Genomic DNA, 13697 nt, shown 5'->3' with positions numbered 1-13697 from the left:
TCATGTTTAAAGCTAAATGAAGATTCTGTTCATCGGTGGCTCCCGCATTAACGCTAGATTACGCGTTCGAGCGCTTGAAAAGCTAGGCCACAGCGTCGATTTTTATGAACACGATACAATCACCCCGTTTTCCGAAGTCTTTTTGCTTCGACTGTTTCGTTTTAGGCTTGCGGGAATCGTCGACCGACTGTCGGCCTTCTGTTTGAAGCGAAAGCTGCGTTTTCAAGGTCCCTATGATGTCGTTTTTCTGAATCAGTCGCGGTTGCTCGGCCCCAGATCTTATCGCATTCTCCGCGAACATACTGAAAAGATCGTCAACTACATCAACGATGACCCCTTCGGAAATTGTAGCGTGTCTTATTGGCGACTTCTACTCGACGCGTTGCCAAGTTGCGACCTCGTCGCGGTTTCCAGGGGTGAAAATGTCAGGGAGGCGAAGGAGTTAGGCGCTCAGCATGTTCTACGTGTGTTTTTCCCAGCCGATGAGAAGCTCCACTCCCCGATGGAATTGTCTGAGGGGGACGTAGAGAAATGGTCGAGTGATGTGTTATTTATAGGAACGTGTTTTCCTGAGAGAGGGCCTTTTATGAGTCGGCTTATCGAGCTCGGTGTTCCTCTGACAATTTACGGCAATGGGTGGGAGAAGTCACCGGAGTGGCATAATTTGCGGCATGTTGTAAAAGGGGGGGCGATTTATGGGAAAGATTACGTGAAAGTGATCCAGTGTGCGAAAGTTGCGATTGGGCTTCTTTCAAAGGGGAACCGGGATACTTCGACGAGACGGTCAATGGAGATTCCTGCAATTGGTACCGTTCTGTGTGCCGAACGAACGGATGAACACCTGTCGCTTTATAAGGAAGGAAAAGAAGCACTCTTTTTTGACAATGCGGACGAATGTGCGAACCGGTGCCTCAGTGTTCTGAAAGATCCAATTGTCCTTAAGGAGATCGGGTGCGCTGGTCGTAGAAGGTTTTTGAAGAATGGGACTACAAACCTGGAGATGATGAAGAAGATACTTGCTGCTGTATGATTGTTAAGAGCTTCACGGTGAAGTCTTATGTTGCCTCCTAATTACAATATAACTGGTAAAGAGTCGGGTCGCCTGTACTTTTGGAAGAATTATGTCTGCTGGTAAGTCAAATAAAACGAAACTTCTTGTCGTCGGATATCCCCGTGGTGGGACTAGCCTGGTTGGAAATTACCTTGCCGCAGCAGGGATGCGTACGGTTGTGGATGATCGTCGGGGAGACGATTATCCCGCAGGATTTATGGAACATTTGCCCATCCTTCTGTTTAACAAGGCGTGTGAACGGTTAAGGGGGAAAAGAGACAGGCTCACTGAAGATAGTCTGCTGGAAGAAAGTTTTTTGGAGATATGTTGCATGCGTAAAATGTTTGACGATGCTTATGCGGTGTTGCGGGACCCCAACATCGATTTTATCAAGAGTCCGGATTTGGCACTAGCCTTGGACTTTATGATAGAACGATTCCCCGGTCTCAAAATTCTCGGCGTCTGGAGAAAGCCCGACACGGCAATTGAGTCATTTTACAAGCGAGAGTTTGGCCGCATACCGTCTCTGGAAAACCTGTATTACTCAATCGGAACATGGAATATGTACGCCCAACGCCTGGTTGAATTCAAAAAGCGATACCCTTCTCTAATTCAGATAGTTAGCGTAGATTCTTCTGTTAACGACGCGAGTCACATTTGTCATGCGATCGAAGCTTTGGGTTTTGAACTAAAAAATAAACCTTCCATTGAGGTCGCACTCGGCAAGCGTTGGCGGACGACGAGTGGAACTTTTTGGAAGACAATTCCACTATGGGAAAAGGTTTTTCGATACCTCGGCCCTGAGCGTAACATTCCTTATTTCAGAACTTCCGCGAATCACAATCTTCTGAAGAACTTTTCGCAGTAACAACTTGATTCTCTAGAGCCAGCAAGCTTACTCCCATCAAAATTTATCTCCTGTGTAAATCTTTTTTATGTCTTATGCCTCCGCACTATCCGGCCTTTCTATTATGATCGGGGCCATAGGCTTCCTCTTTTGTTTGTTCATGGAGCCAGGAGTCGGGGCGGTCACTCTCGCCACAGCATCGTCAGCGGCGATATCCACTGGTTGTTTCATTCTTACACTTCGTCTCGAACGCGAGTTTATCGCCTACAAAGCCTTAGTTCTTTATTTTGTACTGCAACCATTCTTCCTTCTTACAACCTTACTCTCCTACCCCGTAGCGCTTCAGGAAAAATTGGCTTACTCCGGTATTTTCGACGTTCGTCCAATAGGAATATTTTTTAGCTACTCTCTGATTCCGTTTCTTGGTTTACTTTTCGCATTTATTCTAGTTGCTACTCGTGGGCAGGGCATTAAGCGCAACTTGGCCTTTTATATGCAAATTGCGAAGGGCAAGCTCGATATCCTTCTAATTTTTGCGGCGTTCATTAATTTCACAATCTGGATTACAACTGTCTACGGGGGGCCACTCACGTACTTTCTTCGGATTCTCCACAAGAGCCTTTCAATTTCTGCCTTTTTTGGGGGCTTGTATATCAAGCGGAGTAAGTATGTCACGATTGCTTGGGCTGTGAGCCTTGGTGTCGGCCTTGTATTGTCTTTCTTTACTGGGTCTAGAGGTTATGCGTTCTTCCCCCTAGCCTTCTATGGTATCGGTGTTCTCGTTCAGGCAAGAGGAGGCAAGGAGAGGCGCCTTTGGATTGTCGCGGCTTTGGTTTCGATTCCAATCGTTCTGTTATCGGTTGGCCTGATTCAAAATCTTCGTTCAGAATTAGGACGTAAGCAAATTACCGAGGTGAATCTTGAAGAATTTATGACATACGCTGGTAATGTTGTGGCGAAAAGTTTTAAAGCGGAAGAGGTCTCGCATTTGGGTCGAGAAGATTCCCCGGTATGGCACGGAATGACGCGGCTCATCGACTGGACTACACTCCTTGCCCCAACGATGACCCCTAGAGAGTCTGACTACAGAGGCTATGGTGACTTTTTACAGGAGATTAGAGGGCAATTCGTCTGGGCGGGGTTTGGGCGCTCTGAGGGTCGGTTTTATGCTTCTCGTTTGTTTGCTCGGATGTATGGATTCAATGTGTATTATCAGCGCGACTATTCCGGGAAAATTCAATCTTACACCGTTCCGTTTAACATTCTGGCAGATTCTTGGTCTCGACTAGGTATTATTTCGACTTGCATGCAGGTTGGCATAGCATTCATTTTTTTCACTGTTCTCGAGCTATTTAATCGAAAGCTTTTCAAGAATTATCCGTCATTAATAGTTATGGGTATTATCATTCTTCTTTCGATGTCGTTTAAACACCTCACGACCTACACGTTGTTGGAAACAATCCGAGGGACTATATTGCAGTATTGTTTCACTATGCTTATGCTCTATTTAGTTCTACAGTTTTTCCGAATTATTCCCCTAGGTGGATTAGATGTGAGAGCCCCAAGAGGCTAATGCGTTTCCAGGCTTCTAATTTGAACTCTTAGCGTTCATAGTTGCAGTGAAGATTTTAGTATTTCGAACCGGACAGCTTGGAGATACCTTGGTTGCTGTCCCGGGCATCAAGGCCCTCCGCCAGTTGTGGCCGAATGCATCTATCCACTATTTATATGATGCTCATTTTCGGAAAAATTATATCACAGGATTTTCAGTATTGGAAGGTAGTGGCTTAGTGGACCGCTTCATCCCTTATCCAATAGGTTATAATCTTAAAGAAAGGCTATATTCTTCTATCAAACTTTCGGTACTATTGGTTAAACTACGTTGGTCAGGTTACAGATGTGTTGTTAACATAGTCCAACCGCCACGAAGTGAATATCAGCTCAAACGAGACCGGATTTTTTTTCGCCTTGCCGGTATCAAAAAGCAATATGTGGCAGCGCCTTTTGAGTTTCGAGGATTGCCGGCCGAAAAACGTCCCCTCCAAACGATACAGCATGAATCTGATTTTCTTTTTGATCGGTTGAAAGAAGAAGGGCTATTTGAAGCGCTCCCAGACGACTTTCATAGAGATCCGACGCTTGCATCGACGAAAGCTGAACTCAACGAAGTTCATGAATGGCTGAGCCGGCGGGTGCCATCCGAGGCTATTGGGCTTGTCGGAGTCGCGATCGGCTCAAAAATGCAGGCAAAGGTATGGCCGGGAGAAAATTTTAGAAGTGTTTTGGAAACGCTCTGGGTTAAGCATCGTATATGGCCGATCTTTATCGGAGGGGCTTCGGATGTTGCTGAGTCGGTTAGCATCAAATGCGCAATTGGGGCGGGGGCAGTCGCTGCGGGTGAGTTTTCTATTCGTACATCGTTGGCTCTGTTGAGGCAATGCTGCTTTTACCTCGGAAACGATACCGGAACGATGCATTTAGCGGTTGCAGCTGGCCTGAAATGTGTAGCCGTCTTCTCTGCCCGCGATCAGCCGGGTCGCTGGTATCCTTATGGTGAGGGGCATTTTGTCCATCGAAAAGCTGTGGGTTGTGAAGGCTGTATGTTGCTTGAATGCGTGGAGCAAAAGAAGAAATGTTTAACGCAAATTACTTCTGAGGAAGTTTACAATTCCTGTGTTAAGTTACTTGAGCGAGAGAATAACAAATGAGCCCTGCCACCAACGCAGAATGACTGTAAAGCAGTATTTTTATTATTCAGTGAACAAGTATCGACAATGTGTGGGATAGCGGGAAAACTAAGCTTTGATGCGACATTTTGTGATGAGGGCATCTCGTGGATGATGGATGCGATAAGTCACAGAGGGCCGGATGATTATGGCACTATCGTGTCGCGCTGCCAGCGGGTGGTATTTGGTCACCGGCGTCTCTCAATCTTAGATCTTTCTGAGGCGGGACATCAACCCATGGTATCTGAAGATGGAAATACGCTTTTAGTATTTAATGGAGAGATTTATAATTATCGTGAGTTGCGTGAGAGGTATTTTCATGATGACAGACCATTTCACTCCTCGGGTGACACCGAATTGTTGCTACGCCTATGGGAGAAGATGGGGTCGGAGTGCATCTCGCATCTTAGAGGTATGTTCGCCTTCGCTATTTGGGATAGTCTGGAGGAAGCACTTTTTTTAGTGCGGGATCCCTGTGGAATTAAACCACTTTATTACACATGCGCTCCAGGTGAAGATGGAATTGGCTTTCATTTTTGTTCGGAATTGAAAGGCCTTCAGGCTTTTCCCGGGGGGTTGCAGCCGGATTACGTATCTATGGGCTTATTCTTGAAATGGGGTTCCATCCCAGCTCCTGCGACGCCCTTTAAGGGGGTCAAAGCGCTCGAGGCGGGAACCATACTCAAAGTCACAAGGGATGAAGTGACGCCTACACAATACTGGAGCTACGGAGATATACTGGCTAGAAGTTCCGAAAACTCCGTAGATTTACGCTCATGGCCTGAGGCAGTTGAATACGTTCGCAAGTGCCTGTTAGACACGGTTCGATCACATCTTGTGAGTGACGTTCCGGTGGGGGCCTTTCTCTCAGGCGGCATCGATTCATCGGGGGTCGTCTCCTTGATGCGTGCACTTGGCCAGAAACACGTTGGGACTTTTTGCATCGGTTTCGAGTCAGAAGATTTTGATGAGTCTTCCTATGCGCAGGTCGTCGCAGAGCGTTTTGGAACCGATCATACCAATTGGACACTAACGAGAGAGGACTTTCTTGGTTATCAGGAGCGGTTTTTCGATGCGATGGATCAGCCTAGTGTGGATGGTCTGAACACCTTTCTCGTTTCTGATCTAGCCCATCGTTCCGGATACAAAGTGGTTACTTCCGGTATCGGTGGTGATGAGCTATTTGCTGGATACAACCGTGACTTTCGAAAACTGCCGAAATTTTGGCATCTAACGCAATCGGGTGGTCCGTTTTTGCGTGGGCTGGCCCTTTCAGCAGTTAGCGCTGGATCCGCTCTTGGTCTATTGAACGCCCAGTGGAGACGAGTGGAAGCCTACCTTTCGGGGGAGCCGACGCTGAGCCGTTGCCTGAATATGGGACGAGGATTATTCGCCCCTCAGGAAGTCAGTGCAGCCTTTTCCGATGCACGCATTGGCGAAGCAGCTGCAGCTGTAAATGAAGAGAGTTTTCTTCCTGATTTGTCAGATTCACTGAGTGCTCGCGATTCGGTATCCTGTTTTCTGCTGTATCGTTATCTTGGCTCCCAACTACTTAAGGATTCAGACACTTACAGTATGGCTCTTTCACTGGAATTAAGGACTCCATTGGTTGATGCCAAACTTTATGAAGATCTTGCTCGTATCGCGAATAAAGAACTTTTTTACGAAGGCGAAATTCCTAAGTCTCTGTTTGTTGATGCAGTTGGCGATTTGCCAAAAGAAATCACGCACCGGGCGAAAAAAGGGTTTACGCCACCCTTCAAAGCATGGCTTCTGCAAGTTAACTATCGTAGCGAATCAGACTTTATTAATTCAGAATTTTTCGACAAAGCGGTTTCATCTTTCCAGTCTGGTAAGTCTCACTGGAGCCGGGTTTGGAGCCTAATCGTATTAGACCGCTTTCTTGCGCGTAATTTCGGATGAAAATCCTTCTTTCTATCGGTGCTTGGAATCCTGCTCATGGTGGTCCTTTTTTCTCAGTTGGGAATTTGGCGAAGGCGCTCGCAGCAAACGACCACATTGTATCGCTATTAGCGGCTGATTATCCGCACATGTCAGCTGAGGCACCACCTGAAGGCGTGCCACTGGAATTAGTGTACGGTCGTTTGGTTCCCGGTATAAGGCAGACTGTGATTCCTAGGGCGTCCCGCAAAGTGGATCAGATAATTGTGGATTCCATGCCCCAAGTGATCCACGACAATGGTCTATGGTTAACTTTAAATCATAAGATGGCCCAAGCGGCACAGCGTCACTCGATTCCGAGAATGCTTTCCCCACGGGGAACGTTGGATCCATGGGCCTTTCAGTACCGGAATTGGAAGAAACGGATCGCCATGGAGCTGTACCAGCGCAAGGATCTAGAACGGGTCGATTGCTTTCATGCGGCTTCAGCTTTAGAAGCTGGAAATATCAGGAAATTTGGATTGAGGCAGCCGATCGCAATCATCCCCAACGGCGTTGAGGTTCCCGGGCAACCGGCACATTTTCGGGTAGCAGAGAATATTTCTGGAGATAAAGAAAATGCTTTGGCAACTTCCAATCTCCCAAAAGAGCGGATTGCCTTATTCATGGGGCGGATGCATCCGGTCAAGAACCTCCCTGCGCTGATCCAAGCCTGGGCAAAGGTGCAACCGTCAGGTTGGCGCTTAAAACTCGTGGGGTCCAGTGAAGTGGGGCATCGAGAGGAACTCGAAAAGCTTGCCGAACAATTAGGTGTTGCGAAAACCGTAATGTTTTCCGGACCGGTTTACGGGGAAGAAAAGACGCGGCTTTTTCGTGATGCCCAGTTGTTCTGTCTGGTCTCACATTCCGAGAATTTTGGAATCGCAGCGGCCGAAGGGCTCGCGGCAGGATTGCCCCTGATTGCGTCCAAAACGATACCCTGGGAGGCGGTAGTGAAAGAGAGGGCCGGATGGTGGGTCGACGGTAGTGCGGAGGGACTTGCCGAGGCACTTGCCGAGGCAACCAAGCGGCCTCCGGATGATCTGGAGGCGATGGGCTTGCGCGGGCGTCAGTTTGCGATGAGCAAATTCGGATGGAAAGCGATCGTCGAGAAATTTATTTCGGTATATGGTTGGATGAACGGCTTGTGCGAGCGCCCGTCCTGTATTGAGCTTTAGATTATGTCAGTCGCATTGCAGCAAAGCTCTTTAAGCAAGAAAAACAAAATCGCGCGTGGCTTGTGGGGCGTTGCGTATGTACTACTGTTTCGCCCCTCGCCACGGCCGTTTTTTGCCTGGCGGCGTTTATTGCTCCGGATGTTCGGGGCATCCGTCCAGTCATCTGCATTAATCTATTCTTCAGCGCGAATCTGGGCACCCTGGCAGTTGCGCATGGAGGCGGGTAGTTGCCTCGGGGATTTCGTCGACTGCTACAACGTGGCTCCTGTTCAACTGAAACAGGGGGCGGTTGTGAGCCAATACTCCTTCCTTTGTACTGCGACGCACGATTTCGACGATCCGGCCCATCCGCTTATGACGGCGCCGATAACATTGGAGCGCCGAAGTTGGGTGGCTGCAGACGTCTTCGTCGCGCCGGGTGTGACCATTGCCGAGGGCTCGGTTGTGCTCGCCCGCTCCACCGTGCTTAAGGACACAGAAGCATGGATGGTCCTTGGGGGTGTCCCGCTCCGGAAAATTCGAGAACGGAGATTCGAAGTTTAACACTTATCATCATTTTTATATGAATTCCTCTACTGACTCCCTGCTGCGCGAGCCAATCATCATTATTGGCGCGCCTCGTTCCGGCACTAGCTTTCTAAGCCGTTTGCTGTCGAAACATTCCCAGCTTGCCATGCTCGTCGAGCCGCGGCTGACCTGGAAATACGGGAACGATGCCAAATCGGATTTACTGAAGTCGAGGGATGCCCGGCCCGAAGTGATCGAGTACATCCGTGGCAGATTCGGTGACTTTGTGGCCAAGGAGGGGAAGTCGCGTCTGGCAGAAAAAACACCGAGCAATGCCCTGCGTTTGGGATTCGTAGATCAAATTTTTCCTGATGCGAAGTACATTAATATCATACGCAATGGTAAGGACTCGGCGCTCTCGATCCGCAGCTTCTGGGAAAAATCATCGACCGGCTTTTCGGGGGTGAATCCGGGACGCTTGAGCCAACGCTTAAAAGAGATCCGACCGAAGCAGATCCCTTATTATGCGAGGGAATTCGGCCATCGAATGATCGGTGGCGTTTTCACGAAGAATGGCCCTGCCGTGTGGGGGCCGCGGCTCCCGGGAATGGCCGCATTGGCGGCCGAACTCGATCCACTCGAGATGGCTTGTTTACAGTGGCGAACCTGTGTTGAACTATCCTGTGATTATGGGCGGCGATTACCGTCACAGCGCTACCTCGAGCTGCGCTTGGAGCAACTCGACAGCTTGGCGATTGAAAGAATGCTTAACTTCTGTGGCTTGGGTGCCGAGCCCGCGGTCGAGGCCCTTTACCAAGACAGATTTAATCAGGAAAAGGCTAGCGCTCGGCAGAAAAAGATGTCTAAGGATGAAAATAGAATCTTAGAACGGTGGCTGCAACCTACCTTGGAATGGTTGGATTATTCGGATCAGTGAATCTCGTAGGTATTTATACTAACGAACAAAAGCTTGAATGTGTGAGGGCCATTTCCATGCTATACAAAAATAATGGTTACGAGATTAGTATTCTACATTCTTTTTTTGTTAGGTGTTTTGCTGCAGGTACAAGCTGTCTCGGTCTATTCGATTGGGAACAGCCACACAGGCGACAGTGCCATTTTGAAAAAGCAGGGTATCTATCAATTGGCTCAGGCCATGGGAAAACCGTTTACCCATGGATGGCACATTCGCTGCAGTCGTGGGCTCGACTACATGTGGAACAATCCCAACGATGTCTGCGTTGAGCCCAACGCGTATGGGCTCTTTACCGATGCGCTGACCAATTACCAATGGGATGTCCTCATGCTCCAACCGTTCGATGTCTACACTTCGGACGCGATTCCCGAGAACGAACGTGAGTTGCAGGCGGCCATCCATTTCGAAGAAATCTGCGCCGATCCTCCCGGTCGGCTATTTTTATATACGACTTGGGCCTCAAGCGGAGCATTGGATGACGACGTTTATGTGCCGGACGAATTCACCGATTTGTGGACGGAGCCCTACGCGGTCAGTTCGGAAGAAGTTCTTAGGCGTCAGGGTTTCATGAACTGGTATTATGCAGAGCTTAAGCGCTACTGCGACGCCAACGAGATCAGTCTCACCGTAATTCCTGGAGGAGAATTGATCATGGAGTTAGAGCAGCGAATAATGAAGGGCCTAATCCCAGGGATGGATGCAATTGATGACGTGTTCCGTGATTACATTCACATGGACTTAGCGGGGCGCTACCTTATGGCCGTGGCAATTTGTTCCGAGCTGTACGGTGTGGCGCCGACGGATGTGCCGCTGGTCAGATACTTTACCGGCGGTGCCGGTTGGGGGACGCCGGTCACGGAAGCACAGGCTGAGGAACTCAAAAAAATCGTCGATGCTGTCATGAAGCGCGAGCCATTTGAACCCGAGAACATCCCGGTCGAATTTGCCACATCGGTCGAAGAGCTTGATGACTTGAGGCAAATCAAAATCGACTGGTCGGCCCTATCGGGCTATACCTACGAGCTGAAAGCCTCGACCGATTTGGGTTCCTGGGACAGTATTGCAGGGCCTGTAGTGGGTGATGGACAGAACGAGAGTGTGAGCGTTGATCTCGACAGTGACAGAAGATTTTTTCGTTTGTCCTGGTACTAATTTTCGGCTCGGATTAGGCGTTTATGATGGCCTAAGGTTTCCGTTGCGATAATTGTTTGAGGCCAATGAACATCTGGCTCATCAATCCCTTTTCCGATCTCCCGAACGAAGGCGCCTCCGAAGGGCGCTTTTGTTGTTTGGCCCGGATGCTGGTGGAGCAAGGGCACCACGTGACCTGGTGGACGGTGGATTTTCATCATCGGACGAAAGCGAGGCGGGAACCTGTGTTTGAAGGTGGGAAAGAGGAAAAGTGGGAAGGTAATCGTGGTGGGTCTTGTCAGATTTTTCTGCTGCCCGTTCCGGGGTATAAAAAAAACATTAGCTTTGCGCGCGTGCGGAGTCACCGGGCATATGGTCGGGAATTTGCCAAAACGGCGGAGGCGCGCATCGCGGAGGGAGAGCGGCCGGACGTGATTCACCTCAGCACGCCACCGCTCGACTGTATTGCTCCGGTCCTGCAATTGCGTCAACGCATCGGCTGTCGGGTGACTGTGGACGTGATGGACCTCTGGCCCGAGACCTTCTATCGCACCCTGCCGCAAGGGCTGCGCTGTCTCGGCAAGATCCTTTTTGCCCCTCTCCATGGCGCAGCGAAGCGAGCTTACAAAGAAGCCGACGGGATCAGCGCTGTGTCTCAGGAGTATCTGGACCATGTTTCAGAGGTTAGGGGCCGGGGATCGGGAGTCGGCAGTCAGCCTTCAGATCTCCACTTGTGCTATGTCGGCGGCGAACGGCTCCCTGCTCCATGCTCCGCGCCACATGCGCCTCGCTTCCTCTACGTGGGTGCCATGACTCCGACCTACGATTTGCCGACCATTCTCGAGGCGGCCGAGTCGTTGCAGAAAGACGGGCATCGTTTCGAAGTCTGGTTTGCTGGTGGCGGTGTCTCCGAGCCGGTTTTGAAAGCTGAGGTTGAGCGAAGGCAGTTGAGCGGAACCGTGAAGTTTCTTGGTTTTCTCAACCAGGAGGAATTGAAGGATGTCTTGGGTCGTGCCGATGTCGGCCTCAATGCCATCAATCCCGGGGCATACATTACCATGCCTCATAAACTGAGTGATTATTTATGCGCTGGCTTGGCGGTGATCAACAGCACGACCGGCGAACCGGCAGAGCTTTTAAGGCAAGCCGATGCTGGCTGTACCTATACTGCGGGCCACGTCGCTTCGCTTCGCGCGGGCATGAAGCATTATATCAACCAGCCCGAGGCTCTCGAGCAACAGCGAGAGAACGCCCGCCAGCTCGCTCAAAAATACTTTGATCGCAACAAGACTTATTCGGCAATGATCGATTTCATTCTAGGGAAGTAGGGCTTACCAAAACGGGTCGCGATTAATGCGATGCACCTCTCATCACCACTTGTAGTGGAGAGGTCTTTTTCATAAGCGTGTCATTAGCGGTAATAAGCGGTCGCTCGTAGAGCGTTGGAAGAAAGGTTGAGTGATGTGGGTTGAATTCCGGATTTCCCATAAGTAATTTCATCCGGCGCCGATCACTGAACACTTAAAACGTAACACTTAAAACTCGAGATGCTCATCTCCGTCATCACCGTGTCCTATAACAGTGCCGCGACCATCGCGGACACCGTGGCGTCTGTTGTCGGTCAGGCCGGCGTGAATGTGGAATACATTGTGGTGGACGGTGCTTCGACCGATGCCACCCTGGAGAAGTTGCAGCCGTATCGCGACGAAATCGACATTTTGGTGAGCGAGCCGGACCGGGGGATGTATGATGCCATGAATAAGGGAATCGCCCGCGCGAGCGGGGAGGTGGTGGCGATCCTGAACAGCGATGATGTGTACGCGGACAACCGGGTCCTGGCCCGGGTGGCCGAACAGTTCTACCAATCTGGAACCGACTGCGTTTACGGCGACCTGAACTATGTCTCGTCGGACTTGAGTCGGGTCGTTCGCGACTGGCAGTCGGGCGGGTATCGGCCGGGTCAATTCCGCCGCGGCTGGCATCCCCCGCATCCGGCCTTCTTCGTCCGGCGGTCGGTCTATCGGGAACTCGGTGGTTTTCAGCTGAACCTGCCCATTGCGGCCGACTACGAGTTCATGCTCCGGGTGCTACAGACGCACGGCCGGTCCGTGGCCTACCTCCCCGAGGTGCTGGTCAAGATGCGTACCGGCGGGGCGAGCAACCGTTCCGCCCTGAATATATTGAAGGCCAACTGGCAGTGCTACCAGGCCTGGCGGATGAACGGCTACAGCCCGCTGGCCGGGGCCTGTGCCGTGGCGCGCAAGCCGGTCAGTAAGCTGAAGCAGTTAAGGCGACGGGCGCAGTGTTAAGTGCTAGGTTTTAAGTTTTAAGTTCCTAGTTCCTAGTTCCTGGTTCTGCGTTGGGGGTATTGACAGTCGGAATTCCAAATCGGGATCGGGATCTGAATCGATTACGTTTTTCTCCGATACCGATACCGATACCGATACCGATACCGATACCGATACCGATACCGATACCGATACCGATACCGATACCGATACCGATACCGATACCGATACCGATACAGATACCGACCACTTAAAACTTAACACTTAAATCTTAAAACTGAGCCCCGCGCCCACTTAACACCCAAAACTGAGTGCTTAAAATTGAGCGCTCCGCTAAGGTAGATTGCATCTTTACGCAGTACGAGAAATTCATACTTTATTACCTATGTTGAATCAATTGCTGCAGTCCAATCTCCACAAGATAGAAGAACTTTGTCGGGCGAATGGGGTGATTCGTCTGGATGTTTTCGGTTCGGTTTTGACGGAAGATTTCGGTGCCGAAAGTGACGTCGACTTCCTGGTCCTTTTTCGTCGTGACGCACAAACGAATGCATTCCATCAGTATTTCGATTTTAAAGAAGCCCTTGAATCCGTTCTAGGTCGAAAAGTGGATCTGGTTTGCGAGAACGCGATCCGGAACCCCTATTTTAAGCAAGAAGTCGAAGAGACCCGAAAGCCGCTCTATGCCGCGTAAATTAGAAAAACTGTTGGAGGATGCTCGTGGTGCCTGTCATGAGCTCCGTTCCTTCACACAGGGAAAAACATACGAGGATCTTTTGGATGATCGAGGTTTGCAGCTCATTCTCGAACGTTTGTTTGAGGTCTTGGGCGAAGCGCTCTTCCGTTTGCGAAATTTAGACGAAGGCTCCTTTGAGCAGATTACGGACGGCCATCGAATCATTGGCACCCGTAATCTTTTGGCACATGGTTACGATATCGTGGATCACGAAATCCTTTGGGCGGCTGTCCAATCAAGTCTAACTCCTTTGGAAGAAGATTTAGAGCGCTTACTCAATCAAGGCTAGTAAGTCCCTTGTTCTTCGTTCTGCGTT

The 13697-nt window shown here is 50.0% G+C and carries 14 protein-coding genes; 13 read left to right on the top strand and 1 reads right to left on the bottom strand.

What is annotated here, in order from left to right:
- The first annotated feature begins 16 nt into the window (after nucleotides 1-16).
- From DDZ13_RS10295 to DDZ13_RS10245, 11 genes are all read left to right on the top strand, one after another.
- Nucleotides 17-1030, top strand: coding sequence for a CgeB family protein (locus tag DDZ13_RS10295; RefSeq protein WP_110131373.1), 1014 nt, complete (start codon nucleotides 17-19; stop codon nucleotides 1028-1030).
- Between the two features lie 91 nt (nucleotides 1031-1121).
- Nucleotides 1122-1919, top strand: a complete 798-nt coding sequence (locus tag DDZ13_RS10290; RefSeq protein ID WP_110131372.1) for a sulfotransferase — start codon at nucleotides 1122-1124, stop codon at nucleotides 1917-1919.
- A gap of 67 nt (nucleotides 1920-1986) precedes the next feature.
- On the top strand, nucleotides 1987-3471 hold the full coding sequence (locus DDZ13_RS10285; RefSeq protein WP_110131371.1) for a hypothetical protein: 1485 nt from the start codon (nucleotides 1987-1989) through the stop codon (nucleotides 3469-3471).
- A gap of 46 nt (nucleotides 3472-3517) precedes the next feature.
- The gene (locus DDZ13_RS15345; RefSeq protein ID WP_146209334.1) at nucleotides 3518-4606 is read left to right on the top strand and encodes a glycosyltransferase family 9 protein; all 1089 of its coding nucleotides are present in this window, start codon (nucleotides 3518-3520) and stop codon (nucleotides 4604-4606) included.
- Nucleotides 4607-4672: 66 nt separating this feature from the next.
- A complete protein-coding gene (gene asnB, locus DDZ13_RS10275) occupies nucleotides 4673-6547 on the top strand; it encodes an asparagine synthase (glutamine-hydrolyzing) (protein ID WP_110131369.1) in 1875 nt (624 codons plus the stop codon).
- The gene (locus tag DDZ13_RS10270) at nucleotides 6544-7743 is read left to right on the top strand and encodes a glycosyltransferase (protein WP_110131368.1); all 1200 of its coding nucleotides are present in this window, start codon (nucleotides 6544-6546) and stop codon (nucleotides 7741-7743) included. Before asnB ends, DDZ13_RS10270 begins: the two co-directional genes overlap by 4 nt.
- 3 nt (nucleotides 7744-7746) lie before the next feature.
- Entirely contained in the window at nucleotides 7747-8286 is a 540-nt protein-coding gene (locus tag DDZ13_RS10265; protein ID WP_110131367.1) for an LbetaH domain-containing protein, read from the top strand.
- Nucleotides 8243-9187: a sulfotransferase family protein gene (locus DDZ13_RS10260; protein WP_146209333.1), complete on the top strand. Its 945-nt coding sequence runs from the start codon at nucleotides 8243-8245 to the stop codon at nucleotides 9185-9187. Before DDZ13_RS10265 ends, DDZ13_RS10260 begins: the two co-directional genes overlap by 44 nt.
- Before the next feature lie 72 nt (nucleotides 9188-9259).
- Nucleotides 9260-10378 (top strand): hypothetical protein, encoded by a 1119-nt coding sequence (locus tag DDZ13_RS10255; protein WP_146209332.1) that lies wholly within the window; start codon nucleotides 9260-9262, stop codon nucleotides 10376-10378.
- Nucleotides 10379-10443: 65 nt separating this feature from the next.
- The gene (locus tag DDZ13_RS10250) at nucleotides 10444-11685 is read left to right on the top strand and encodes a glycosyltransferase family 4 protein (protein ID WP_110131364.1); all 1242 of its coding nucleotides are present in this window, start codon (nucleotides 10444-10446) and stop codon (nucleotides 11683-11685) included.
- 219 nt (nucleotides 11686-11904) lie between these two features.
- Nucleotides 11905-12666, top strand: coding sequence for a glycosyltransferase family 2 protein (locus tag DDZ13_RS10245; protein ID WP_110131363.1), 762 nt, complete (start codon nucleotides 11905-11907; stop codon nucleotides 12664-12666).
- Between the two features lie 25 nt (nucleotides 12667-12691).
- Here DDZ13_RS10245 and DDZ13_RS15505 read toward each other — a convergent pair whose 3' ends face one another.
- Nucleotides 12692-12895 carry a hypothetical protein gene (locus DDZ13_RS15505; protein WP_158279884.1) on the bottom strand — a complete coding sequence of 68 codons (204 nt, stop codon included), beginning with the start codon at nucleotides 12893-12895 and terminating at the stop codon, nucleotides 12692-12694.
- A gap of 135 nt (nucleotides 12896-13030) precedes the next feature.
- Here DDZ13_RS15505 and DDZ13_RS10235 point away from each other — a divergent pair, with 135 nt between their 5' ends.
- Nucleotides 13031-13339 carry a nucleotidyltransferase family protein gene (locus DDZ13_RS10235; protein ID WP_199221100.1) on the top strand — a complete coding sequence of 103 codons (309 nt, stop codon included), beginning with the start codon at nucleotides 13031-13033 and terminating at the stop codon, nucleotides 13337-13339.
- Nucleotides 13329-13670, top strand: a complete 342-nt coding sequence (locus DDZ13_RS10230; RefSeq protein WP_110131362.1) for a HepT-like ribonuclease domain-containing protein — start codon at nucleotides 13329-13331, stop codon at nucleotides 13668-13670. The genes DDZ13_RS10235 and DDZ13_RS10230 overlap by 11 nt, the downstream gene beginning before the upstream one ends.
- Nucleotides 13671-13697 lie beyond the last annotated feature (27 nt).

It is taken from the genome of Coraliomargarita sinensis (assembly GCF_003185655.1).
In the GTDB taxonomy this organism is placed as follows: Bacteria; Verrucomicrobiota; Verrucomicrobiia; order Opitutales; family Coraliomargaritaceae; genus Coraliomargarita_B; species Coraliomargarita_B sinensis.
The sequence above is the reverse complement of the archived record's forward strand: the minus strand, read 5'-3'. Positions and strand labels throughout refer to the sequence as shown.

Excerpts from the sequence above, each read along its gene's own strand:
- DDZ13_RS10295 (WP_110131373.1), top strand. The coding sequence starts at position 17 with ATGAAGATTCTGTTCATCGGTGGCTCCCGCATTAACGCTAGATTACGC.
- DDZ13_RS10290 (WP_110131372.1), top strand. The coding sequence starts at position 1,122 with ATGTCTGCTGGTAAGTCAAATAAAACGAAACTTCTTGTCGTCGGATAT.
- DDZ13_RS10285 (WP_110131371.1), top strand. The coding sequence starts at position 1,987 with ATGTCTTATGCCTCCGCACTATCCGGCCTTTCTATTATGATCGGGGCC.
- asnB (WP_110131369.1), top strand. The coding sequence starts at position 4,673 with ATGTGTGGGATAGCGGGAAAACTAAGCTTTGATGCGACATTTTGTGAT.
- DDZ13_RS10270 (WP_110131368.1), top strand. The coding sequence starts at position 6,544 with ATGAAAATCCTTCTTTCTATCGGTGCTTGGAATCCTGCTCATGGTGGT.
- DDZ13_RS10265 (WP_110131367.1), top strand. The coding sequence starts at position 7,747 with ATGTCAGTCGCATTGCAGCAAAGCTCTTTAAGCAAGAAAAACAAAATC.
- DDZ13_RS10255 (WP_146209332.1), top strand. The coding sequence starts at position 9,260 with ATGGTTACGAGATTAGTATTCTACATTCTTTTTTTGTTAGGTGTTTTG.
- DDZ13_RS10250 (WP_110131364.1), top strand. The coding sequence starts at position 10,444 with ATGAACATCTGGCTCATCAATCCCTTTTCCGATCTCCCGAACGAAGGC.
- DDZ13_RS10245 (WP_110131363.1), top strand. The coding sequence starts at position 11,905 with ATGCTCATCTCCGTCATCACCGTGTCCTATAACAGTGCCGCGACCATC.
- DDZ13_RS10235 (WP_199221100.1), top strand. The coding sequence starts at position 13,031 with ATGTTGAATCAATTGCTGCAGTCCAATCTCCACAAGATAGAAGAACTT.
- DDZ13_RS10230 (WP_110131362.1), top strand. The coding sequence starts at position 13,329 with ATGCCGCGTAAATTAGAAAAACTGTTGGAGGATGCTCGTGGTGCCTGT.